The 24464-nt window shown below is 43.6% G+C and carries 18 protein-coding genes and 2 tRNA genes; 2 read left to right on the top strand and 18 right to left on the bottom strand.

Annotated features, from left to right (window positions below; genetic code table 11):
* Positions 1 to 30 precede the first annotated feature (30 nt).
* Complete coding sequence (locus H8B17_RS06565) at positions 31 to 645, top strand: hypothetical protein (RefSeq protein ID WP_190308416.1); 615 nt, start codon at positions 31 to 33, stop codon at positions 643 to 645.
* 12 nt (positions 646 to 657) lie between these two features.
* Here the strand turns inward: H8B17_RS06565 and obgE are convergent, their stop codons facing one another.
* The 4 genes from obgE to H8B17_RS06545 form a co-directional block, all read right to left on the bottom strand.
* Positions 658 to 1656 (bottom strand): GTPase ObgE, encoded by a 999-nt coding sequence (obgE, locus tag H8B17_RS06560; RefSeq protein ID WP_190308415.1) that lies wholly within the window; start codon positions 1654 to 1656, stop codon positions 658 to 660.
* A gap of 33 nt (positions 1657 to 1689) precedes the next feature.
* Positions 1690 to 2259, bottom strand: coding sequence for an adenylate kinase (locus tag H8B17_RS06555; RefSeq protein ID WP_190308414.1), 570 nt, complete (start codon positions 2257 to 2259; stop codon positions 1690 to 1692).
* 59 nt (positions 2260 to 2318) lie between these two features.
* A tRNA-Arg gene (locus H8B17_RS06550) sits at positions 2319 to 2392 on the bottom strand.
* Between the two features lie 48 nt (positions 2393 to 2440).
* Positions 2441 to 2513 (bottom strand) — tRNA-Thr (locus tag H8B17_RS06545).
* Between the two features lie 364 nt (positions 2514 to 2877).
* Between H8B17_RS06545 and clpB the strand changes: the two genes are divergently transcribed.
* A complete protein-coding gene (clpB, locus tag H8B17_RS06540) occupies positions 2878 to 5484 on the top strand; it encodes an ATP-dependent chaperone ClpB (RefSeq protein ID WP_190308413.1) in 2607 nt (868 codons plus the stop codon).
* Between the two features lie 10 nt (positions 5485 to 5494).
* Here the strand turns inward: clpB and H8B17_RS06535 are convergent, their stop codons facing one another.
* The 14 genes from H8B17_RS06535 to H8B17_RS06470 all read right to left on the bottom strand — a co-directional run bounded on the left by H8B17_RS06535 (position 5495) and on the right by H8B17_RS06470 (position 24460).
* Positions 5495 to 6835: an MFS transporter gene (locus tag H8B17_RS06535; protein ID WP_190308412.1), complete on the bottom strand. Its 1341-nt coding sequence runs from the start codon at positions 6833 to 6835 to the stop codon at positions 5495 to 5497.
* A gap of 9 nt (positions 6836 to 6844) precedes the next feature.
* On the bottom strand, positions 6845 to 9133 hold the full coding sequence (locus H8B17_RS06530; protein WP_190308411.1) for a family 65 glycosyl hydrolase domain-containing protein: 2289 nt from the start codon (positions 9131 to 9133) through the stop codon (positions 6845 to 6847).
* Positions 9134 to 9141: 8 nt separating this feature from the next.
* Complete coding sequence (gene pgmB / locus H8B17_RS06525; protein WP_190308410.1) at positions 9142 to 9801, bottom strand: beta-phosphoglucomutase; 660 nt, start codon at positions 9799 to 9801, stop codon at positions 9142 to 9144.
* Between the two features lie 3 nt (positions 9802 to 9804).
* Positions 9805 to 11646 carry a glycoside hydrolase family 13 protein gene (locus H8B17_RS06520; protein ID WP_190308409.1) on the bottom strand — a complete coding sequence of 614 codons (1842 nt, stop codon included), beginning with the start codon at positions 11644 to 11646 and terminating at the stop codon, positions 9805 to 9807.
* A gap of 28 nt (positions 11647 to 11674) precedes the next feature.
* Entirely contained in the window at positions 11675 to 12700 is a 1026-nt protein-coding gene (locus H8B17_RS06515) for a SusE domain-containing protein (RefSeq protein WP_190308408.1), read from the bottom strand.
* 27 nt (positions 12701 to 12727) lie between these two features.
* Positions 12728 to 14308: a RagB/SusD family nutrient uptake outer membrane protein gene (locus H8B17_RS06510; RefSeq protein ID WP_190308407.1), complete on the bottom strand. Its 1581-nt coding sequence runs from the start codon at positions 14306 to 14308 to the stop codon at positions 12728 to 12730.
* Positions 14309 to 14325: 17 nt separating this feature from the next.
* A complete protein-coding gene (locus H8B17_RS06505) occupies positions 14326 to 17307 on the bottom strand; it encodes a SusC/RagA family TonB-linked outer membrane protein (protein ID WP_190308406.1) in 2982 nt (993 codons plus the stop codon).
* 16 nt (positions 17308 to 17323) lie between these two features.
* Positions 17324 to 19210 (bottom strand): alpha-amylase family glycosyl hydrolase, encoded by a 1887-nt coding sequence (locus H8B17_RS06500; protein WP_190308405.1) that lies wholly within the window; start codon positions 19208 to 19210, stop codon positions 17324 to 17326.
* 207 nt (positions 19211 to 19417) lie between these two features.
* A complete protein-coding gene (locus H8B17_RS06495; RefSeq protein WP_190308404.1) occupies positions 19418 to 20431 on the bottom strand; it encodes a LacI family DNA-binding transcriptional regulator in 1014 nt (337 codons plus the stop codon).
* A gap of 68 nt (positions 20432 to 20499) precedes the next feature.
* On the bottom strand, positions 20500 to 21348 hold the full coding sequence (locus H8B17_RS06490; protein ID WP_190308403.1) for a 4-hydroxybenzoate octaprenyltransferase: 849 nt from the start codon (positions 21346 to 21348) through the stop codon (positions 20500 to 20502).
* Positions 21349 to 21353: 5 nt separating this feature from the next.
* On the bottom strand, positions 21354 to 21971 hold the full coding sequence (gene yihA / locus H8B17_RS06485; protein WP_190308402.1) for a ribosome biogenesis GTP-binding protein YihA/YsxC: 618 nt from the start codon (positions 21969 to 21971) through the stop codon (positions 21354 to 21356).
* 114 nt (positions 21972 to 22085) lie between these two features.
* Positions 22086 to 23021: a LysR family transcriptional regulator gene (locus tag H8B17_RS06480; RefSeq protein ID WP_223816516.1), complete on the bottom strand. Its 936-nt coding sequence runs from the start codon at positions 23019 to 23021 to the stop codon at positions 22086 to 22088.
* Positions 23022 to 23052: 31 nt separating this feature from the next.
* Positions 23053 to 23979, bottom strand: a complete 927-nt coding sequence (locus H8B17_RS06475) for a substrate-binding domain-containing protein (protein WP_190308400.1) — start codon at positions 23977 to 23979, stop codon at positions 23053 to 23055.
* 13 nt (positions 23980 to 23992) lie between these two features.
* Positions 23993 to 24460 carry a DsrE family protein gene (locus H8B17_RS06470; RefSeq protein ID WP_190308399.1) on the bottom strand — a complete coding sequence of 156 codons (468 nt, stop codon included), beginning with the start codon at positions 24458 to 24460 and terminating at the stop codon, positions 23993 to 23995.
* Positions 24461 to 24464 lie beyond the last annotated feature (4 nt).

The following is a 24464-nucleotide window of genomic DNA, read 5'->3' as shown; positions in this document are numbered from 1 at the left end:
AGAGATTACATATTTTTTCCAAACAAGGAGATGAAGATCTTTATTATTATCGCTTTAATCGGACTTTTGGTATACCTTATCGCCAGAAAGTTTATGTTGACGACAAGTGGAAGCAATACGTCTATCGTTAAAGCCAGCCAACGGCAACGTTTTGTCGTTATAGACACTTCATCTCCATTGATAAACCGCGTTACAAGAAGTACATTGCGAACCGTTGGAATAGGCTTCTTACTTCTATTGCTCACGTTGGTTTTAGGAATGAAAATAAAGATCCTTTGGATACTTATACCATTAAGTCTGTACCTTATAGGTCAATTTTTTGTTTATACAAACCACATTAAGTCCATTAAGAATCAACGCATTTACTTTAATCCAGAGACGTATGAAGTTTTGGTTGACTATATAAAAGATCAACCCTTGTCTTTTAATTTAATGCGAGATATCGTAAGCGTATCCGAAATAAAATCAGTTCAGAAAAACCGCGACACATTGTTTGGGTATTACAAACTTCATTTAAAGCAAGGCATGGTCGTTATCCCTTATCTCATCGAGCAAAACGACAATAGCACAAATAAGCTCTTTTTCACTTATCTCAATGAAAACTATAAGATCGAGGTAGAAAGTAAATTGTTTCCTATTATTTAAGCGTATCAGCTATCAGTCGTTAATCGCTCGCCAGATAGCATCCTTCAGCTGTTGGATATTTTTACCCGATACAGAAGATATGAATATCGAAGATATTCCTTTAGGCAATGTTTCGGCCATCTCCGTTTCGAGTTCATCATCAAGCATATCTGCTTTTGTAATTGCCAACAAGCGCGGTTTATCCATAAGCTCCGGGTTATAAGCCGTTAGCTCGTTTAATAAAATATCGTATTCCTCTGCGATGCTGCGATCTGTATCCGCTGGAATCATAAATAATAAGACAGCATTGCGCTCAATATGGCGTAAGAATCGATGACCTAAACCTTTCCCTTGCGAAGCCCCCTCAATAATCCCCGGGATATCCGCCATCACAAACGATCTATTATCCCGATATCCAACAATACCAAGGTTTGGCACCAACGTAGTAAAAGGATAGTCAGCAATTTCGGGTTTCGCGGCAGACACGACAGATAACAGTGTAGACTTACCCGCGTTCGGAAAACCGACCAATCCAACGTCGGCCAGTACTTTCAGCTCCAGTATAACCCATTGTTCCTTGCCAGGAAGACCCGGTTGTGCAAAGCGGGGCGTCTGTTGCGTGGCAGACTTGAAGTGCCAATTGCCCAATCCCCCCTTTCCACCAGGAGTCAGTATTTTCGTCTCTCCGTCTTCCGTAATATCAAACAGAATCTCGCCCGTCTCAGCATCCTTAGCTACGGTTCCTAAAGGTACTTCCAATATATCATCTTTGCCGTTAGCCCCGGTACGCAGTGCACTTAATCCAGGCCCCCCATTTTCCGCAATGATATGCTTACGGTATTTTAAATGAAGTAAAGTCCAATGATTCGAAGAACCTTTTAGGATGATATGACCACCGCGCCCCCCATCACCACCGTCCGGTCCACCTTTGGCGGTGAACTTATCGCGGTGTAGGTGGGCCGAACCGGCTCCTCCATGTCCAGAGCGACAGCACACCTTCACATAATCCACGAAATTTGAGCCCTGAGCCATATTCTAGAATGCTATTCCTTTTTTGCTGGAGAATTAATACTGATCAATAATCGTTGTCAACGATTGGAAAATGGTATCAATGTCACCAATACCATTTACTTTCGACAATTTGCCCTGTCCTTCATAATATGGTAATACGTGTATAGTTTTATTAAAATACTCTTCGATACGTTTTGTCAACTTATCAGCAGCATCATCTGCACGGCCAGAGATCGCCTGTCGTTTAGCAATACGCTGCTTTAATTCTTCTTCGGTTACATCCAATGCCAAGACACCCGTGATGCGTTCATTGATCGATTCCATAAATTCGTCCAAAGCCTCTGCCTGCGCCACTGTACGAGGAAATCCATCAAAAATAAATCCCTTAGCATGCGGATTTTTATTAATTTCCTCTTCAAGCATCGCAATGGTGATCGCATCAGGGACAAGATTACCATCGGCAATGATCTGACTAACTTGCTGTCCTAATGTTGTTTGGCCTTTGATATGCGCACGAAAAATATCGCCCGTAGAAATATGAACCAATTGGTATTTTTCAATGAGTTTTTCTGATTGAGTACCTTTCCCTGCACCGGGAGGACCGAATAAGACGAGGTTTAGCATAAGTTGTTATTTTATGTTCAAAAAAAAGCCTAATCCGATAACGAATTAGGCTTCGCTTGTGCGCTCAAAGGGAGTCGAACCCCTAACCTCCTGATTCGTAGTCAGGTGCTCTATCCAGTTAAGCTATGAGCGCGGTAACCATCACATCTTGGCATATCGCCATATTGTTTTGGTATTTTTGAGCCTCCTATCGGGATCGAACCAATGACCTACTGATTACAAGTCAGTTGCTCTACCAGCTGAGCTAAGGAGGCTTAAATCGTTTCCGATTTGGTGATGCAAATATCATAGTTCTATTTCTATTATGCAAGTACTTTTTTAAAAAACTCGCTATCCGCCTTACACTCAGCAAAGTCAAAAATAAACACAAGACATTTTGGCATTCATCCCCTATTTTAAAATGACATAATTTCCGAATAAAAATCTAAAATCAAAAAGGCACTTAAATTGTTTAGCAATAAAAGGACATCAAATTAAGATATTACACAGTTTTTAAATAGATATGATTATATCCAAGATTACCTATACAAATGGAATATAACGGAGCATAGCAAGCTCATCGAAGATAATCTGAATATACCATATGGCCTTTTAAAGACTTATAAATAATTATAACACATGAACTTTAACAACTATACAATCAAAGCACAGGAAGCCATACAAAAGGCATCTGAAATTGCGTCGGGTAATCAGCAGCAAGCCATCGAGCCCGCACATATATTAAAAGCACTCCTCACCGTGGACGAGCACGTTATCGGCCATCTACTAAAGAAGCTAAACGTGAACACCCCCTACCTGGAAACAGAGACAGACAAACAAATAGCTTCCTTACCTAAAGTAAGTGGAAGCAACGTATACCTCAGTAATACATCGGCTTCGGTATTGCAAAAGGCACAAAGTTACCTCAAAGAGTTTCATGATGAATTTGTTTCCATCGAACACATTCTCTTAGGTTTACTTTCCTCGAGCGATAAAACAGCTTCCCTATTGAAAGATCAAGGCGTAAATGAGAAAGACCTGAAGCTTGCGATCAAAGAACTCCGGGGAAATAATCGGGTTACCGATCAGAATGCAGAAGCAACTTACAATGCCCTCGGCAAATACGCCCGTAATCTCAATGAGTTTGCAGAGTCCGGAAAGTTGGACCCCGTAATCGGTCGCGACGAAGAAATTCGTCGCGTGATGCAAATACTATCACGCCGTACCAAGAATAATCCGATTCTAGTTGGTGAGCCCGGTGTGGGTAAAACAGCCATTGCCGAAGGTATCGCACATCGGATCATCAAAGGAGACGCGCCAGAAAATTTAAAATCAAAAACGGTGTTCTCCTTAGATATGGGTGCACTCATCGCGGGGGCGAAATACAAGGGCGAGTTTGAAGAACGTCTAAAAGCCGTGGTAAAAGAGGTATCAGATAGCGATGGAGAAATTATCTTATTTATCGACGAAATCCACACCTTGGTAGGTGCCGGTGGTGGTGAAGGTGCTATGGACGCCGCAAACATCCTAAAACCAGCATTAGCCCGTGGCGAACTCCGCGCAATTGGTGCAACCACGCTAAATGAATATCAAAAATACTTTGAAAAAGATAAAGCCTTGGAACGTCGCTTCCAGAAGGTTATGGTCGAGGAGCCAGATACACAAGATGCTATTTCTATCCTCCGCGGTTTAAAAGAACGATATGAAACACACCATAAAGTCCGTATACTCGACGAATCTATCATAGCCGCCGTAGAGCTATCGCAGCGTTATATTACCGATAGATTTCTGCCAGACAAAGCGATAGACCTGATAGACGAAGCCGCCTCTAAGCTACGGCTGGAGATGGACTCCGTTCCAGAAGAGGTCGATGAACTCGAAAGACGCATTATGCAATTGGAAATTGAGCGAGAAGCCATTAAACGGGAACATGATAAGAAGAAAGTCAGTGAGCTTTCGGAGACCATTGCCAACCTTTCCAACGAGCGTGATTCGCTAAAAGCCGCTTGGCAATCGGAGAAAAGCTTGGTGGATCAAGTGAACCAAGAAATTCAATATATTGAAGACTATAAACTGGAAGCCGAACAGGCGGAGCGTGCCGGCGATTACGGTAAAGTAGCTGAATTGCGCTACGGAAAAATCAAGGAAGCACAAGATAAAGTCGAGAAACTAAAGGTTGAACTGGCGGAGAAGCAGCAGGACAGCCGTATGCTGAAAGAAGAAGTCACCTCGGAAGATATCGCCGATGTCGTATCCCGCTGGACCGGTATCCCCGTCAATAAGATGATACAATCGGAGCGCGAGAAGCTGCTTAACCTCGAAGAAGAACTGCACAAGCGTGTTGCGGGCCAACACGAGGCCATCGAAGCCATTTCTGACGCCATACGTCGTTCCAGAGCCGGACTGAGTGATGCGAAACGCCCTATCGGTTCTTTCATCTTCCTCGGTACAACCGGGGTAGGTAAAACGGAACTTGCCAAAGCGCTCGCTGAGTTTCTATTTGACGACGAACAAGCCATGGTACGGATTGATATGTCAGAATATCAAGAGCGCCACGCCGTATCCAGATTAATTGGAGCGCCTCCCGGCTACGTTGGTTACGAAGAAGGTGGACAGTTAACCGAAGCCGTCCGTCGTCGGCCATATTCCGTCGTTCTTTTAGACGAAATAGAAAAAGCACATCCCGATGTATTTAATATTTTATTACAAGTATTGGACGACGGACACCTCACAGACAATAAAGGACGTGTCGTCAACTTCAAGAATACGATCATCATCATGACGTCCAACACCGGATCGCATATTATTCAAGAGAATTTCTCGAAATTGGATGACAATAACCGGGATGAAGTAATTGCAAAAACCAAAGATGACGTGTTTGAACTCTTACAGAAATCTATCAGACCGGAGTTCCTGAACCGGATCGATGAAGTGATCATGTTTACACCGTTGAGCCGGGATGAAATTGGCGATATTGTACGCATGCAGTTTCAAAACATAGAGAGACAGCTTGCTGAGCAACATATATTCTTATCCGCAAGCGAAGACGCCCTTGATTGGTTAGGTCAATTGGGCTACGATCCGGTATACGGTGCAAGACCGTTAAAACGGGTTATCCAAAAACGCGTACTCAACGAACTTTCTAAAGAGATCCTTTCCGGCAAAATAACGAAAGATGCTGTTATCCAACTGGATGTATTCGACGGTAAGTTTGTGTTTATGAATAAAAAAAACGGGGATGATTGATCCCCGTTTTTTATTCTTTAATCCGCCATACCGAAATAGCACCTAGCAACATAAACACCCCTCCTAGCATAATCCCATATATCGGCTGGCTACCAAAAGCATATTTAATAATCATGCCACCGAAAAAGCCACATACTATTTGCGGAAAAGTGATGAAGAAATTAAAAATTCCCATATATACCCCCATTTTTCGAGCAGGTAAGCTATCGCTTAGAATAGCATAAGGCATAGAAAGAATGCTACCCCACGCTATCCCGACTCCCAACATCGTTAACAACAAAATATTCGGCGAAGAAATAAAAAGTATCGAAATCAACGAAACGCCACCTATTACCAACCCGACTGCATGTACCTTTGTTCGTCCAAATCGATTCGCAAGCCGCGGTAAGAAAATAGCGTATATGGCGGATATACCGTTGTATACACCAAAAAGTACACCCACCCAGTTGCCCGCTTCCGCATAAAGTCGATTGCGTTCTCCATCCATCCTATAAAATACATGTTCCGCAATAGCCGGTGTCATGTACACCCACATCATGAACAGCGCAAACCAGGAGAAAAACTGCACCCATCCAAGCTTTTTCATGGTTAAAGGCATCCGTTTGAAATCCTGAACGATAGCACCCAAATGATGACTCGTTGACGATTGAGCTTCCGCTTCGACCTCTTCCTCCCCCACAAAAGACTCCAGTTCTTTCGGCGTATATTCTTTTGTCGTGAAAACAGTCCACAGAATAGTTGCAATCAATACGAACGCACCGAAGTAAAAAGAATAAATTACATTTTGCGGCACGATGCCGTCGCCCCCATCTGCAGGTATATGTAAGTATTCCGCAAATACATAAGGCAGCCAGGAACCTACCACCGCCCCCATACCTATTAAAACAGTCTGAACCGAAAAGCCCAAACTTCGTTGAGCACTGGGAAGGTTATCCCCTACAAGTGCTCGAAAAGGTTCCATGGTTACATTGATAGACGCATCCATCAGCATGAGCATACCAGCACCGATCAACAAGGGCGGAAGTATTGCCGTGAACAAAGCAATATTGGGCATCAAGACCAATGCTATTGCCGTTAATAAGGCACCCACCAAAAAGAAAGGCCGGCGGCGGCCCATCTTTGTCCATGTACGATCACTATAATGACCAATAATCGGTTGTACAATCATTCCTGTAATCGGAGCTGCTAGCCAAAACAAAGACAAATGCTCCACATCAGCACCAAATGTTTGCAGAATGCGGGAAGCATTGCTATTCTGCAAAGCGAATCCCATTTGGATCCCTAAAAAGCCCATACTCATATTGATGATCTGAGCTACAGTCAAAGCAGGTTTAACGCGTATATTGTTCATGAAAGGGATTTAAGATTTCCATTCAGGTTCTATCAAAAGCTGTTCACCGTTAAATATAATACTAATTTCCGTATCCGATAGATTTTTGATTTCAAAATCATCCTGGTTTACGCGGATGTACAACTTCGTTCCTCGATACTGTACATGAAAAGCATAGCTTTGCCAGTTTTTAGGAATAAAAGTCTGGAAATGTAATTGTCCCTCCCGCACCCGCATTCCCGCAAACCCTTCTACAATAGCCAACCAAGTCCCCGCCATCGACGTGATGTGTAAACCATCTTCCGTATCGTTGTTATAATCATCTAAATCCAGTCGTGCCGTGCGGAGATAGAATTCATATGCCTTATCTTCCTTGCCTAATTTAGCCGCGATAATCGCATGCACACAAGGCGACAGCGAACTTTCATGAACCGTTAGCGGTTCGTAGAAGTCATAGTTACGGCGAATGGTACCCTCATCAAATTCATCTTCAAAGAAATAAATACCCTGCAACACATCCGCCTGTTTAATATAGCAAGAACGTAAAATTCGGTCCCAACTCCAATGTTGATTTAAAGGCCGTACTTCCGCGGGGAGTTCCGCCGCCGGAACCAACTCCTTGTCCAAGAAACCATCCTGCTGCAGAAATACACCACGGTCGCTATCTTCCGGAAGGAACATATTATCGACAATATGCTGCCATTGTTTACCTTCCTCCACTTTATAATCCAGTCTCGACAGTAAATCGTATAAACGGTCCTCTTGTTGTACCTGTTCCTGCGAAATGATTTTTAAGGTATATCGTAAACACCATACCGCTATTTTGTTCGTATACCAATTGTTATTCACGTTATTCTCGTACTCATTCGGACCCGTTACACCCAACATCACATATTGTTGTTTCTCCTCGCTCCAATTAACACGTTGCGCCCAAAAACGACTGATCCCAATTAACACCTCCAAACCGTGGGTTGCCAAATATTCGCGATCGTCCGTATACCGAACGTAGTTGTATATGGCAAAAGCAATAGCACCGTTCCGGTGGATTTCCTCAAACGTAATTTCCCATTCGTTATGGCATTCCTCCCCGTTGACCGTAACCATCGGATATAATGCCGCCCCATTACCAAACCCTAACTTGCCTGCATTTTCAATCGCTTTCTCCAGATGCTGATAGCGGTAGAGTAACAGATTACGGGCTATCCTAGGCTCCTGTGTTGCCATATAAAACGGCAAACAGTACGCTTCGGTATCCCAATAAGTTACCCCCCCATATTTCTCTCCCGTAAAACCCTTCGGCCCGATATTTAACCTCGCATCTTCGCCTGTATACGTTTGGTTTAGCTGGAAAATATTAAATCGAATAGCCTGCTGTGCCGCCACATCCCCTTCAATCTGAATATCACTTTCCTCCCAAATGCGCGCCCAAGCATCTGTTTGCAATTGTATTAATTCACCAAAGGTTTTGGACGCGATTTTTTCCAGACTGCGCCGTGCAGCCTCCGTTAGCTTATCCAAAGGGTGGTTCAGGTTGCTCACCATCGCCACATATTTCTCTATACGTACCGACTCACCAGCTTTCAAATGCGTACGGAGGTCCTCTTCTACGTAGAACTGTTCTTTTCTCTTTATACCCGACGGCTGTACCGCTCCGCCAACATAAAACACGTTTCGCAAACGCGCTTCTACACGAAACTGTGTCTTCTTGGTTTCCGTTACCAGTACCAGGTCGTCCTGCATATCTTCTGCAATAGGCACCCAGAAGCGTTCATCGTAATTGCTGTCCCGATTAACAACATCGCCATTTAAATAAGAACGAATAGACACGTTTGCATCCGAATTTAAAACACGTAGCGTATACTGCAAGGAGGCTGTATCCGATTGAAACAGATGATACATCCGTTTAGCGGTCACTTCCACTTCCCTACCATGAGGCATTTTTGCCTTAAACGTACGATAAAGGACACCCCCTTTCATATCCAGACGGCGCTCAAAACTGGTGATTTCACACTCTGCCAAATCCAGTGCTATACCGTCTATTTGCACGTCAACCCCAATCCATTGCACGGCATTGATTACTTTCGCAAAATATTCGGGATAGCCATTCTTCCACCAACCCACTCTTGTTTTATCAGGATAATAGATACCGGCTAGATACGAGCCTTGCATCGTTTTTCCAGAATACGCTTCCTCAAAATTCGCCCGCTGCCCCATCCGGCCATTACCAATGGAAAAAATACTTTCCGAAAATTCATTGTGCTCTGCTCTAAATTGGTCTTCAATAATATGCCAAGGATCGTGTATGATATAATTCTTCATGTTCTTCGTTAATAGTCACTTATCAATATTTCCGATAAATCGTCGACACGCACATCGTAGTTCGCCAGCGTATAAGACTTGTCTACCGCTATCACCTGCATATTGGCGGCCCTTGCCGCGTCAATTCCTGCCTGCGCATCTTCCAGCACAACACAACCCGAAGGCGCTACACCAACTGCCGTAGCGGCTTTCAAGAAAACTTCCGGATCAGGTTTAGAATTTTTGACAGCATTCCCGTCAAGAATAGCATCAAAATAATGTCGAATACCGGTTTTCTCTAAAATTCGTACCGCATTTTTACTCGCCGAACCCAGTGCTATCTTTTTATCTGTCGCTTTCAAATAAGTCAATAAGTCTATCGTGCCAGGCAGCACATCCCCCTCCTTCATGTTTTCCACTAGTTCCAAATACCAGGTATTTTTTAACGACGCCAATTGTTCCCTTTCTGCAGCAGGCACATCCTTATCTGCCCACTTTAAGATAAGATTCAGCGAATCCACCCGGCTCACTCCTTTTAATTGTTCATTTTCTACCTCCGTAAAATCAAAATCAAATTGTTTTGCCAGTCGCTTCCAAGCCCGATAATGAAACACAGCCGTGTCCACCAAAACCCCATCCAAATCAAATATGACAGCAGCTACTCCGTCTACTATTTCCCTTGCCTTCATTCGTTATTTTAGTTCAAATACCAACGTTTGTTTCCCCTTCACTACAATGCTTTTTGGTAAATCCGAAGATTGACCCGTTAAAATATTTTTGAGCTGATTAGACTGCCCGATACCCTCGTCAAAACGAGCTAATGCTACATCCTGTTGTTCATCACCACAGTTCATCAGCACCATTACTTTTTCCTTTTCGTTATACCGGAAATACACATATACATCATTTTGCGGCACATAATGCAACAATTTTCCATTCTGTAGTGCAGCCGTCTGCTTTCTATATTGCGCCAATGTACGCACATGATTAAACATGTCATTTTCAGCTTCCGTACGCCCCTCAGCCGTAAACTTATTCACTTCATCCCCCGGAAAACCACCCTTAAAATCATCCCGCACCAAGCCATCCGGTCTACTGAAGTTTTTCATTAATATTTCTGCACCATAATACATCTGTGGAATACCACGATAGGTCAATAACCAGCTAAACGCACTTTTATATTTTTCCAGATCTTCTCCTACCGTTGAAAAGAAACGGTCTTTATCGTGATTGTCCAAGAAAATCACGTTCGCTAAAGGATTTGGATACAAGTAATCACCACTTAGCGTACTGTACAATCTATTAGCCCCATCTTTTTCCAAGTTAAGAGCATCACCTATGGCGTATGTTAATTGGAAATCCGTTACCCCCTCCAATTTCGTATCCACATCTTGTCCTACCTTTTGCCCACCTAAGAAATACGCCTGGTTAGGGACGGAGTTTACCCATGTTTCTCCAAAAAAGGAAAAATTGGGATATTCCGAGCGGATCGCATCCGTCCACTGTCCCATAAAAGCCAAATCATTGTAGGGATACGTATCGATGCGAAACCCATCAACGCCCGCCTCTTCAATCCACCAAATATGGCTTTGCGTAATATACCTCTGCATTTTTTCATTTTGGTGGTTTAGATCCGGCATCGTTCTCACAAACCATCCTTTTTCCATCAGATCCTTGTCTGCCTGCGTTCCATAAGGATCAAACATCGTCTGGTCTTTATAGGTTGTTTGTGTAAACGTATCCCATTCATGTAGCCAATCCGAAGACGGACGATCGATCACCGTCCAATGATAAAGCCCCACATGGTTGGGTACCACATCGTGTACCAATTTCATATCACGCTTATGGAGTTCCTTTCCGAGCTCGCGGTAAGTATCCACTGTTCCAAAACGCGGATCGATTTCATAGTTTTCTGTATTGGCATAGCCATGGTAAGAAGCCTGTGGCATATCGTTGGTCACAACAGGTGTCATCCAAAGCGTTGTAACACCTAAATCCTCGAGGTAATCCAAGTTATTGATAATCCCCTGAAGATCACCACCGTGTCGATAATACATCGAGTCTCGGTTCACCATAGTTTCACGCAGACCTTTTACCGAATCATTACTGGGATCGCCGTTGGCAAACCGATCAGGCATGATCAAATAAATAAGATCAGCAGCTGTCACACCTTGTGCTTTCACGAGATTTTTGTCCCGATCCTTCAACACATAATCTCGGGTTAACACTTTCTTACCTTTTTTGTATAGCTCAATGGGATAAGTTCCTGCTTGCGCATTCCCCAGAATTTCGACATCCAGAAAAAGGTAATTTGAATTTTCTACCTGCTGAACCTTTTTTAACTGCATGCCGGCCTTCGGCAATTTCACTTCACAATCTCCGATATCCGAACCGTATAACACGATTTGCAGTTCCGGGTTATGCATACCAACCCACCAATGCAGGGGTTCCGCCCGTTGTATGGATTGCCCTTGTGCAAAGGCAACCCATAACATCGAGCATAATAGAGTGATCGCTATCTTGATGTTGTTCATTATTATTATTTATTTATCTAATTACCTATTATTTCTTCACTAGGGTGTATGTCAAGTTGACGAGGTCTAAAGTAATATCATATGTACCTGCTGCTGTTATAGCAATGTTTTTATCATTTAACGTACCGTTTGCACCACCGTAGCTTGTACCCCAATCGTGGTTTTTCCGGAATTTCATCTCGCCAGCCGTCAGCTCTACGGTTATCTTCCACAGCTGCGTACTGTTTTCGTAACGCATATCCGTATCGTCATCCCAACTAACAGCTGCGTCGCCGACAATTCCCCAACTATGATCCTTAAAAGAAATCGTATTTTCATTGGTATTTACCGTAAGCTCCAGATTTCCCGCTCGAGGTGCCTTGATATTTCCAGACGCCGTTAATGATATTCTTCCGGCACCATCATCACCATATGAAGCATCCCAACTGCGTGCAGGTGTCACCTTAAACTCCGAATCCGCTTCTGGAAAATAAATAATACCCGTGTAGATGCCATTACTCGTTGGTGAGATCAAACTTTCGGCCGTTTCGACCGCCCATTCGGCTCCTGGCGGGATAGCCTTTTGGTAGGCCCCCGGCACATAGAGATAGCTAATCGCTGCATAAGGCGTAACCGCCAACGGCAACGTATTGGAATAAAGAGGCGTAAACGACGTGGAGATACTAGACTTTAACCGCAGTTCCAGATCTGTCGCTACGTCTACAGGCAACTCCATAGCGAGCAACAATGCATTTAGTTCAAGCGTATTAAAACTGTAACGATCATCGCCAGCGGAAAAAGCGATCTCTTTCGCACCTTCAAAATTCTGTCCTTTCAATCCAATTTGCAGCGCATTGCTAATAGCGGCATTAAACCCGAAATCAGCAGGTTCCCATTGTATTGCTAATGCTTCCTCATCCGCATTCTCTCTCGTAAGTACCACCGAAGATACCGAAGCCTGTAACGAAGCACCATCACCCGGCACCGCCACCAGTTTGGTTTCATCTTTGCTGCAGGATACACCCAGTAATCCAAAAAGTACAGCAATACATGCCATTATATTAAACGTTCTCATTATTTTCTTATTTGAATATATACTGTATTAATACCCTGTATTTTGTTCCAGATTTGGATTCGCGATTAGATCCGCCGCAGGTATAGGGAAAAGCGTGCGAAACGACTCCACTGCCCTTCCGGATGCTTGCCCACCTTTAAAAGGCCATAGATAACTTCCACCCGTATACCGTCCATAACGAATCAAATCCGTCCGGCGGAAAGCCTCCCAATACAATTCTCTACTGCGCTCGTCCAACACCAGATCTAACGAGATGGTACTCAAATTACCCGAAGCGTTGCCATAGGCACGCGCTCTAAGGAGATTAAGGTAAGCCAAGGCCTGCGTATTGCTACCGCCAGATCCGCCACGCAACACCGCTTCCGCATATATCAAATATTGTTCAGCCAAACGGAACAATGGAAAATCGGTCGAAACGAACGTACCGTTGATCGATTTACCATCCTGATTTGTAGACGTTTTGTTGCTGAACTTCGTCACCGCCAATCCCTCCGTGAATACAGCCGGATCTTCAATATTCGGATTCGAACCAAAAAACATCGCCCGCGTATCGGTCTCTCCGCTTACATCGTCAAAGGTGCCGGGTAGCGTGCTGCGACTACGATTACCGCCCCATCCCCCACCCGGGATACCGAAGTTTGCCGGTGTCATAGAACCATGTACAGACGAGTTGATGATGAATGTTGTCCCACCGTTATTTTGCGTCTGTATACCATCATAGGCAATCGGAAGAATTATCTCGGGGTTATTCTGATCGTTGTCAGCCAAGAAAAGATGTTGATACTGTTCCATTAAACTATAGCCTGCATCGATCACTTTAGAAGAGTAAGTTACCGCTTCGGTAAACTTCCCATTTCCTTGTCCAAGATACACTTCGGCATTTAAATATAAACGCGCTAATAACGCCCAAGCCGCCCCTTGGTCAACACGCGCGTACTCGTTCTGCCGAGGAGCCGCCAATAACGCTTCAATAGCAAGCAACTCGCTCTCCACGTAAGCAAAGAGTTGAGGTCTTGTAATCTGATTAGGTGGCGTGACACCTATTTCATTCTCTTCCGTTATAAAAGGAGGATTGCCAAACAGATCCATAAGCACCCAATATTGATAAGCCCGTAGAAACCTAGCCTCTGCACGATATTGCGCAATAGCTGTCGCATCATTTCCCGTAATACCTCTCCCAGCCAGCTTTTCGTCTGTGCTTTCACGTAAAAACTCATTAATCACCGTGATATGGTAAATACTTCTGGTATAAAGCCCTCGGAGCATAATATTGCTCGAATTCCAAGTCTGGTAATTGAGATCAGCTACCCCAGGATCGCCTAGCCATGCACAAATACCTTCATCCGTGGTCAGTTCCTGTGCATTCCAATAAAGACGCAAAAAATCAGATGTTCCCGCATCAATTCCTCCTAAATCACTATCTCCTGGGCCCGTTCCACTGGTTAGGGCAAAGCTACCATACACCTTTGCTAACGCATTTTTATATCCCTCCGGCGAGCCATAAGCGACATCCGCCGTAATATCATTTGTTGGCGCCAAGTCTAGATTCTGACTACAACTTGTCCAGATTAGCGCTACACTTATCCCTAAAAATATAGTACGTTTCATTTTTCTTCAGTTAACGGTTAAAAATCTAAGTTTACACCTAATACATACGTTCTTGGTCTTGGATAAAAACGGTTATCGATACCCCCGTCTATTTCCGGATCCACCCCTTTGTACTTACTTACCGTAAATACATTTTGCATATTGGCAGATAGGGTAAGCCTACCGTTACCATTCCGGAAAAAATTTCCCACAGCATAGCTTACCGAAAGGTTATCCATTTTTAGGAATGATGCGTTGTGAATATAGAAATCGCTGTTGTATTGCTTTTGCTCGAATTGTGCGCCTAAAAAGCTTGTCGGTGCATTATTTATCGGTCCGTTCGGATCCAGCACATTATAGCGGCTCGCAAAATTGGATGACACGTTATCGTAAACATAATTCCCAATATTAGAACGTAAAACCGTATTCAAAGTCCACTTCTTATAATTCAGTTGCGCCGTAAAACCCAACATATATACCGGAAGCGGCGATTTATAGAAATAGCGGTCATTATCGTTGATGATGCCATCACCGTTCAAGTCCTCATAGATCCCTTCCAGCGGGCTACCATCTTCGGCATACACTTGTTTATAGACGCGGTAGCTGTAGGGCACATGGTTCACCACATGTGCTTGTATGTTATTCCCCGTACTACCCGATATCCCTCCCTGCTCGACGAGATAATTTGGATCGTCCACAGCCGTTAGGTTGGTTACCTTACTGTGGTTATACGTAAAATTAAAACCTAAATCCAAGTTGAGATCATCTTTACGGATGGCCGCACCATTTAAACTAAACTCGACACCCTTGTTCTCCATATTGCCGACATTGGTCAAGAGTAGGTTGCTGAAGTTTGTTCCCACAGGAATAGGTATCGTACTTAATAAATCTTTGGTCTTTTTGAAATACACATCCACACTACCCGATAGGCGTCCGTTTAGGAAGCCATAGTCGATACCACCGTTGTATGTTGTCGTACTTTCCCACCGTATGTTTTTATCGTAGGCTACCGGTGTGTACATATTATAAAACTGGTTACCAAATTGATACAACGACTCGTTCATGCTACGAACATAATTCGGTAGATAAGCATAGTTTGCAATACCATCCTGCTGGCCGGTCACACCGTAGCTTAACCGCAATTTCAAGTCAGAAACCGTATTGTTGTCTTTTAAGAAGCTTTCTTCTTTAATGCGCCAAGTGGCACCCACCGACGGAAATACCCCCCATCGGTTTTCTTCACTAAAACGCGAAGACCCATCCGTACGCAACGTACCCGAAAAGATATACTTGTCCGAATACGTATAAATTAAACGACCATAATAAGAAATAAGTCGGCTATGCGGAATGTCGAAAGGAAAGATCGGTGTACTCAATACCGTGCCATCAGCACTTGTACGGTCAAAATTATACTCCTTTGATCTATTATCATAATAACCATAACCCGCAGTAGCGTTAATATTGCTCTGGATAGCGGTTAAGTCCTTCGTATAATTTAAATAAAACTCACCTACTGTATTGGTAATTTCTTTTTTATAGCGGCTAACTTCTCCCCTCGTATTGATATTTGAAGCTGCATATTCAGGAATAAATACACCACCCTGCCCTCTAGACACATCGTATCCGAGATTCAAATTGGCATGTAACTCGGGAAGAAAAGGCAATGCATAATCGAATTGAATGTTACCAAAACTTCTAGCCACCTCGCCGTTATCATCTTTCAGGTCGATGAGTCCCACGGGGTTTCGTGGAGCATTCGGGTTTGGATCATCTAAACCCGTATCGTTGTTAAATTGCGTCCATTCATAATAATTACCAAAGCGGTTTTCCGTATATACAGGCTTGGTGGGGTCAAATTGTATCGCGGCCCCGATCGCATCTTGATTGCCAAATTGCGACTTAGAAAGCGACCCTTTCAGATTGATATCAATTTGCAGGCTATTATCAAAAAACTTAGGTGCAAAATTGATACCCCCTGTGGTACGTTTCATATGATCCCGCTTGAGTATACCCTGTTGGTTAAGATAACCCAATGATACACGATACGGTAAATTAGGCTGAATAGCCCCCGCGACGCTCAGATTATTATCCGATGCAAATGCTTCCCGGTAGATTTCATCCTGCCAATCCGTATTCGCTTCCCCCAGCGAAGCACGTTGGGCGTCATTTCCATTTGCATGCACATATTCTCGGATTTGATCAGCCGAGAGTAAATCTACCTTTCTCCCCACCTGTGCCAACGAATTTTGCGAGCTGAAATTAAAAGATGGCTTACCGCTGGTACCCTTTTTCGTTGTAATCAAGATAACCCCATTAGATGCACGCGAACCATAAATGGCCGTTGCATTCGCATCCTTTAACACGGTGAAGGTTTCAATATCATTTGGGTTAATCAGACTCAACGGATTCCCGACGCCCGATATTTCCCCGGTCGATAAAGGAACACCATCGACAACGATTAAAGGATCATTACTCGCATTCAGTGATGCACCCGCACGAACCCGAATGGTTGCTCCACCGCCAGGCTGACCACCACTGGTCGTAATCTGCACGCCCGCTGCCTTACCGGCAATAAGCTGCTCCGGCGAGGTAATCAAACCTTTTTGAAAATCTTTTGAAGATACCGTTGTTACCGATCCCGTTAGGTCTCCCTTCCTTTGGGTACCATAACCAATAACCACCACCTCGTCCAGACTACTCATAGACGATGTTAAGGTCATATCCAACGTGTTGTCGCCCACGACGATATCCGTCCTACGATCAGTCTGGTCGTATCCGATCATATTGACGATCACCGTATACGTACCAGGCGTAATATTCCCGAGCGCGTATGCGCCATCCGCCCCCGTTGATGTAGAAGTTTGTTGGCCAAGAAGATAGACTGTCGCTCCAGCTACACCCACACCTTCGCTATCTACGACGCGACCCTGTAAACGAGCCGTCTGTGCGAATCCAAGTGTACTAAGCAACATCAGGAAACTCATGGCCATTACGCTGCGTAATGTAAAATTATTCATCATGTGATTAGTTTAATTATTATTTATTGTTCAGTTTATTTATGCTTAATAGGTAATATTGTCCCGCTGCCAATGTAATCGAACTTGTCGAATGCCAATCGAGCACTGATTCCGCCAAGTTATCATACCAGTTGTTCCGCAATTCTGCCGGAACAGCAAAATCATGTACCACCACGTCAAAGTTCCCAACCAAAAGTACCTCCTGCCCACCATCCTTTAACCGATAATACTTCACAGCGCCGTTTACTTTGTGGTCGACCAGCCCCTCTCTAAAAATCGTATTGTGCTGTTTCCAACCGATCAGCTTAGCGTAATGTGTAAACAAGTTATAGCGATTCGGATCCTTCAAATAATCCCATTTCAAAGGTTTCTCTCCCGTTCTACCATTTTCATCAATCGAGATATCATAGCCCAGTTCTCCAAATTGCCATATCATCTTTGGGCCGGGCGCACAAAGGAAAAATGCCGCTGCCTGTTTCATACGCTCCAGCGCCGTTACCAAGTCCCTGGTCGAATAACTACCCTGCGCGTTACCATATTGCAGGTTTTTATACAATAATCGCTGTTCATCATGCGATTCCATATACGACACGAATTGCGGTTTTTCGAAACCATGCGCATTAGCGAAAAGGCGTTTAAGATCGGAGTTATCGTTCCATCCCATGGTGGCTTCATTAAATACATAATTCAAATTGTTCCATAAGAACATGCCTTCATTTGCCAATTCCCTTTCTTCCCGATCTTCTGCAAAATGTTCTAAAATGACATAGAAGTTCGGATCCCGTTCCCGAATAAAATTGTTGTATTTTTTCCATATCGCGATACGACTTGCATCATAGGCAGACCATTGTTGTACCGCCCCATCGCTCTGATCGCTACCCGAATTTTTCTGCGTGAAGCCCTTGGAAAGGTCAAAACGGAAACCATCCACCTTAAACTCTTCCATCCAGAATGCAATAACATCTTTGGCAAACTGCTGTGTAAGCAGGCTTTCATGATTAAAGTCGTAACCCACGTTGTACGGATGGGTAGGTGTGCTGTTAAACCAAGGATTAGTGGAGAGCGAACCCGATTGCTGGTATAACCGTACCATAGGTGATTGTCCGAACGCATGGTTTAATACCATATCCAGTATCACGGCAATTCCCTCCCGGTGGCATGCATCAATAAATGCTTTCAATTCATTGGTAGTACCGTAATATTTATCTAAAGCAAAGTGAAAAGAAGGGTTATATCCCCAGCTGGAATTTGCCTCAAATTCCTGTACAGGCATCAGCTCGACCGCATTCACCCCCAATCGCTTCAGATAAGCAATAGAATCTCTTAATGTTGCATAATTTCGTTGGTCCAAGAAATCCCGCACATGCAATTCATAGATCACCAAATCGAATACATCCGGACGATGGAATGTCGAGGTTTGCCAAGTATATGTCGTATTGTTTAACGACAATACCGACACCATACCTTCTGTAGCACCCTGCGGATAGTCCGGTAGATGCACATTGGGCGCCACTTCGGCATCATGAAGCGGATCTAGTACCAATCTCGCGTATGGATCGGCAATCTTAAGCTGTCCGTCTATCAGAAATTGGTATGTATAATTCTTTTGAAAATCCAGCTGTTTTAGCGTAATCCACCACGTATTGCCGTCGGGTGTACGTTTCATCGCATAATCTTCCGTTGCCTTATAATCGTTGAAATCCCCTATTAAAAAGGCAGAAGATTTATCCGGAGCCGTAAGTGCGAAAGTTACCTCTTGCTTATCCCGATCTATTGCCACGCCGTTTTTAAGCCCCTGCTCGGTGTTGTCATCCATAGGATCTACCGCGGGTTTTACATCCTTTTTACAGGATACAGTCCAGCACAGCATAATTAACAGATAACCTAAACTCTTATACGTTTTCATCCTCAAAACGGCTAGCGAAAAAACAGCGGGAATGTTCCCGAAAATAACTCCATTTAACCACATTATGGAAGAACAGAGCATCCTATATTAAACTTACTCTTGTGACTCCTCTATAACTGTTAGCATTTCGGGAATGTTCCCGAAACATATCAAAGATAAAATGTTTCGGGAAGAATACAAAGTAAAAGATATTTTTTTTTCGAAAATTTAAACACGACGACTGGAATCTTGGAAAATAAGGCTGGATTGCAGTAAGGTTGTTTGTTGCCGGTGGCGCTCGGAAGGCTGATCTAACGTCTGGATAAGGAAATTGGCCGCCTGTTTTCCCATAGCAAACGCCGGTTGTTTCACCACACTTAGCGATGGATTTAATAAATCGGCAATGTCCAGACATGAGAAACATATCAATTTCAAATCTTCTGGAATCCGCACCCCCTCCTCCCCTGCGACTCGAATTGTCGATATCGCCAGTCTCTCAACCGAAGCAAAAATACCATCGGGTTTATGCTGCTTAATTAAATTTTTAATTGCCGCCCTGTTCTTGGCTTCGTCGTTTTCGGTATCCAATATCAATTCCTGCCGAAATGGTATCCCATTATCTTCTATCGCCTTTTTATAGCCATCCATCCGGATTTTACCAATAGACACCTTCTGATTGATTACAAGATAGGCAATATTTTTGCATCCGCTATCAATCAGATGCTGCGTGGCAAGCCGGCTAGATTCAAAATCGTTACCCGTAACGAAATGTCCTTGAAAGTCATCATAGCTTCTATCGAAGAACACCGTGGGTATGCCATGATCAGCCAGCGTTTGTAAATGGCTATGATCTTTCCCCTCTCCCGAAGCAGAAATAAGCACCCCATCTACCCGACCATTCACCAGCGAACGTACAATAGAGGCTTCATTCTGCACGCTACTATCTGTAACATATATTAACGTATGGTATTTTTTTGAACGGGCTACCAACTCGATTCCCTTTATCGCCTGGCTGAAAAACTTGTTTCCAAATTCAGGAATAATAATGGCAATCGTTTGGCTACGGTTTCCGCGCAAACTACTGGCATACAAGTTAGGCGAAAAGCCCAGTTCTTCCGCTTTCGCCAAAATACGTTCTTTTGTTTTCTGACTAATGTCGCTGCTATCCCGAAATGCCCGGGATACCGTAGACTTAGACAGCCCCAATTTCTCCGCCAAATCAACTATCGTTATCTGTGACATATCTTTATTCTTCTTTCAAATGTACATTAAAATCAGGATTTATAACCGCATTCGTACCGGCTTGTATCTTAGAACACGATATCCAATAAATAGCACGCAGCAAATATCACCGAAGCCACACCATTGGTCGTCATAAATGCACGGTTTACACGTGTTAGATCTGTTGGGCTGACAATACGATGTTGATATATCAATAGAACACCGTAAAACACAACGCCCAGATAATAAAACCATCCTACAGGCATATAGAAGGCCGGTAGTAAGACGAATACAAACGAGATCACGTGCAAAATTTCCGAAATACGCAACGCTCTTGTTGCTCCAAAGTAAGCTGGAATGGAGCTTAAACCGTTTTCTTTATCAAATTCTTCATCTTGCAGGGCATAGATAATATCAAACCCGCCAGACCAACACATCACGGCGATACCATAGAATATCGGCACGATATCAAATTGGTTTGTCACAACCAAATAGGCGCCTATAGGCGACAATCCCAGTCCCACGCCCAATACGATATGACACAACGGCGTAAACCGTTTTGTGTAACTGTAAAACAGGACGACAAATAAGGCAATGGGCGATAAATAAAAACACAGTGTATTAATAAAATAGGTTGCCGCTATAAAAAGGAGGCAATTCACGATGGTAAACATCAGCGCGTTATTGGCTGAAATTATTCCCGCAGGAATATCGCGCATCGCCGTTCGCGGGTTTTTAGCATCAATATCACGATCTAAAAAGCGATTAAATGCCATAGCTGCATTCCGGGCCGCTACCATACACACCAACATCAGCAAAAGCTTCTTCCAATCAAAACCGTGTTCGGTGGTTTGTATAGCCAGAAAAAAACCGATAATAGCAAAAGGCAAAGCAAAGACGCTGTGTGCGAACAGCACAAGAGACATATACTTCTTCATAATTATTACTGCTCCACAGTAGGCAAAACAAAATTTTTATTAATATCGTCTATCATCGCCAAAATCTCTTCCATACCTTGCTTTTTCTCGGCAGAAGTCAGGAAAATAGGTGGCACTTCTTCAAACCAAGTTAGGAGCGATTTCCTAAATTTCGCAATATTTTGATCCGATTTCAAACTCGACTGCTTGTCGGCCTTGGTAAACACCAACAAAAAAGGCAGTCCCTGTTCCCCCAACCATGTACAAAATTCCAAATCGATCTTTTGCGGTTCGAGCCGGCTGTCAATAAGCACAAAAATACACTGCAGATTTTTGCGCTGCGTTAAGTACTTTCGGATAAAACGTTCCCATTCAGCACGGTTCTTCTTGGACGTTTGTGCAAACCCATAGCCCGGAAGATCGACAAGGTACCACTCCTTATTGATTATAAAATGATTGATAAGTTGCGTTTTACCGGGCTTCTGTGATGTTTTTGCCAACCCTTTTTTATTCACCATCGCGTTGATCAACGATGATTTTCCCACATTCGAGCGACCGATGAATGCGTATTCCGGCAATGATGGCTCCGGGAGCTTCCGCACATCCGTATTACTCGTGATAAATTCTGCAGTTTTTACAACCATAGAACAAAGGTAATATTTTTTCCCATTCGGTTCGCCGTAGATTTTAAAGGTTCTTTTCCGGCACACATACGATAATTGTTTGTAGAAATTTTATATCGTTAAGCATGTATTGCCTTATAAAACATTTCCCTCGGAATGGAAAAGGCCATTTTTCACAAATCGTTCGTACGCAAATTTTCGGAAAGTCTCGGGAAGATGACCGATGACACCGTGCGGTCGTACAAAGTAAAAATTGCGATCGATAGTAAGCCCGTCTACTTCTACAATTTGAAGTGTTCCGTTTTGCAGCTCTGCTGTGATCGCATGGATCGAAAGGAACGAAAAGCAATCCGTCTTCGAAAGAAAACTTTTAATACTTTCCGTGCTTGCCAGATACACTTTCACGTAAAGCGCGTGCCAATCTATATCTACGGTTGTCAGTGCTTTGCGGATAATCTCATTCGTACCAGAACCATCTTCACGCAAAACATACTCCAACTCCAAAAGCTTTTGGGGATGCAATGAATCTACCTGCTCTAATTTAGGGTTTCCCGAACGTGTAACGAGTACCACTTCGTCCTTAATAAAAGTTTCATATTTCATGGAAGGGTTGTCAGACAACCCTTCTGTTACCCCAAGGTCGATCGTTCTATCCAGCAGCAGTTCTTCTATCATCCGTGAATTGCCGTGAAGAACTTTCAAACTGATCGTTGAAAACGCGATATGGAAATCGGCCAAGATGTTGGGCAAGATGTAATGCGATAACGTGTTACTCGCACCCAAACGCAATTCCCCTAACAAAATGCCGTCCAGTAAACCTAATTCACCGTTGAGGGTCTCGTAGACATTAACCAGACGCATAGCATATTCAAAGAAAAGCCGACCAGCTTCGTTCAGCCTAATACGTTGCCCCGTTCGTTCAAAAAGGCTACGACCTGCCTGTGCCTCCAGCTCCTTGATATTTTTACTTACGGCAGGCTGGGAAATATTCATTTCCTTCGCAGCCCTTGTAAAATTGAGGTGTTTAGCTGCCGAGATAAAAACCAGTATCTTGAAATCAACGTTTATCATCACCAATTTTACAAAAAATCCTTCCGAAAGCCTAATCTACTTCAAATCCATACTTGATATAAATTTTCTTTGCCTCGTCGGAAATAAGGTATTCCATAAACAGATCCGCCGCCTCGGGCCGTGGAGCATTTTTGAGTCTGCCCGCACGATAAGTTGACCGTATATTTTCTTCCTGCGGAATTTCCACCTCTTCTACCGGATGTCCGATCATTTTTTGATAAACCACCTCGGAAGTCCAAACCGGAGCTACATCACTGTTTCCAAGAAGTATCCTTAACGGACTTTCCCTGTGGTGTATGCGGGTCAGGAAAGTCGACCCATCCTTTACTTTGTTTTCCATCACAGCCGTGTGTAGTTCTTCCCCACCCACTTTTCGATAGGCAGCTTCTATCTGCCGGCCAATACCTTCCCATGCCGGGTTGGGCATACTTACCCTTATACTTGTATTTCTTAGGTCTGCCAATTTCTGTACCCCTTTAGGATTACCCTGTGGTACCATGAGGCTCAATTTATTGTAGGCATACGTTTCGATTGTGCTGAAGTGTTCTTCCATCAATGCTATCCTTGACTTTCCTGCGGTATACACATCGGGCTTATGGGTAATCCGTAGATTCCCGATCGTCAATGAGCCCCCTTCAATCTGTTTGGCCAATATGCCGGGAGGCAATGTTTCTGCGAATATACGTTCAATATGCGGATGCTTTTTTTTGAAACCCGCCAACAGATCGTCTATACACATGAATTGGTTTCCTGCAAAAAAAACAACCAATTGCGGATCCACAATATCCCCGTACAGATCGGGAACATTATTTATTCCCCGTATCGTAAATTCGACAGCCGATGATGGAGGCGTATTCCAAGGCGGGTCAAACCTATGAAGATCCTGCGCGCTGACATGGACTGATGCGGTAAAAACCAGAAAGAAGAGATAGTAAATAAAATGATAGCCTATTTTCATTTCTTTTGGTGTTTTATGGTTTAATAATCGTCCATCCATCATTTGCTCTAATAACAAGCTCGCCGTTTCCAGTAGGCACATACGCTAGAAAATCATACAGTTCGCTTTTGTCTATTTTCCGTTCCTCCAGCGTATTCAGGCATTGTGCCACAATAACGCCTTGCGAAATCAATCCTTTAATAGCAGCCTCGTATTCACTCCCCTTTCGATAAGCGTCCGTACCTCCGGAAAAAGCGACGAGTTCGACCTGTAATTTTCCTTTAAGCCTGGGGTCTTTGAGCAGGTTGTTGATATTTCTTATCGTTTTCTTGATGATTTCTGGAGAAGCATTGTCCATTTGATAGATAACCTTATAGATCTGTTCTTTAGCCACGGCACCCTGATACAATTTGTTCTGGTCCAATGTCTGCTGGGCGTTAGCACGGGCCATTATACCTGAAATCGCGAGAAAAGTGAGTAAAATCAATGTGTGTTTTTTCATATCA

Source organism: Sphingobacterium arenae, assembly GCF_014692505.1.
GTDB lineage: Bacteria > Bacteroidota > Bacteroidia > Sphingobacteriales > Sphingobacteriaceae > Sphingobacterium > Sphingobacterium arenae.
This window is presented reverse-complemented; position numbering and strand designations above follow the sequence as displayed.

What these genes read in the sequence shown, in the direction of transcription:
- H8B17_RS06500 (WP_190308405.1), bottom strand. Translation starts at nt 19,210, where the DNA reads ATGAAAACGTATAAGAGTTTAGGTTATCTGTTAATTATGCTGTGCTGG.
- H8B17_RS06505 (WP_190308406.1), bottom strand. Translation starts at nt 17,307, where the DNA reads ATGATGAATAATTTTACATTACGCAGCGTAATGGCCATGAGTTTCCTG.
- H8B17_RS06510 (WP_190308407.1), bottom strand. Translation starts at nt 14,308, where the DNA reads ATGAAACGTACTATATTTTTAGGGATAAGTGTAGCGCTAATCTGGACA.
- H8B17_RS06535 (WP_190308412.1), bottom strand. Translation starts at nt 6,835, where the DNA reads ATGAACAATATACGCGTTAAACCTGCTTTGACTGTAGCTCAGATCATC.
- obgE (WP_190308415.1), bottom strand. Translation starts at nt 1,656, where the DNA reads ATGGCTCAGGGCTCAAATTTCGTGGATTATGTGAAGGTGTGCTGTCGC.
- H8B17_RS06480 (WP_223816516.1), bottom strand. Translation starts at nt 23,021, where the DNA reads ATGATAAACGTTGATTTCAAGATACTGGTTTTTATCTCGGCAGCTAAA.
- H8B17_RS06520 (WP_190308409.1), bottom strand. Translation starts at nt 11,646, where the DNA reads ATGAACAACATCAAGATAGCGATCACTCTATTATGCTCGATGTTATGG.
- pgmB (WP_190308410.1), bottom strand. Translation starts at nt 9,801, where the DNA reads ATGAAGGCAAGGGAAATAGTAGACGGAGTAGCTGCTGTCATATTTGAT.
- H8B17_RS06495 (WP_190308404.1), bottom strand. Translation starts at nt 20,431, where the DNA reads ATGTCACAGATAACGATAGTTGATTTGGCGGAGAAATTGGGGCTGTCT.
- clpB (WP_190308413.1), top strand. Translation starts at nt 2,878, where the DNA reads ATGAACTTTAACAACTATACAATCAAAGCACAGGAAGCCATACAAAAG.
- H8B17_RS06490 (WP_190308403.1), bottom strand. Translation starts at nt 21,348, where the DNA reads ATGAAGAAGTATATGTCTCTTGTGCTGTTCGCACACAGCGTCTTTGCT.
- yihA (WP_190308402.1), bottom strand. Translation starts at nt 21,971, where the DNA reads ATGGTTGTAAAAACTGCAGAATTTATCACGAGTAATACGGATGTGCGG.
- H8B17_RS06530 (WP_190308411.1), bottom strand. Translation starts at nt 9,133, where the DNA reads ATGAAGAATTATATCATACACGATCCTTGGCATATTATTGAAGACCAA.
- H8B17_RS06555 (WP_190308414.1), bottom strand. Translation starts at nt 2,259, where the DNA reads ATGCTAAACCTCGTCTTATTCGGTCCTCCCGGTGCAGGGAAAGGTACT.
- H8B17_RS06515 (WP_190308408.1), bottom strand. Translation starts at nt 12,700, where the DNA reads ATGAGAACGTTTAATATAATGGCATGTATTGCTGTACTTTTTGGATTA.
- H8B17_RS06475 (WP_190308400.1), bottom strand. Translation starts at nt 23,979, where the DNA reads ATGAAAATAGGCTATCATTTTATTTACTATCTCTTCTTTCTGGTTTTT.
- H8B17_RS06565 (WP_190308416.1), top strand. Translation starts at nt 31, where the DNA reads ATGAAGATCTTTATTATTATCGCTTTAATCGGACTTTTGGTATACCTT.
- H8B17_RS06470 (WP_190308399.1), bottom strand. Translation starts at nt 24,460, where the DNA reads ATGAAAAAACACACATTGATTTTACTCACTTTTCTCGCGATTTCAGGT.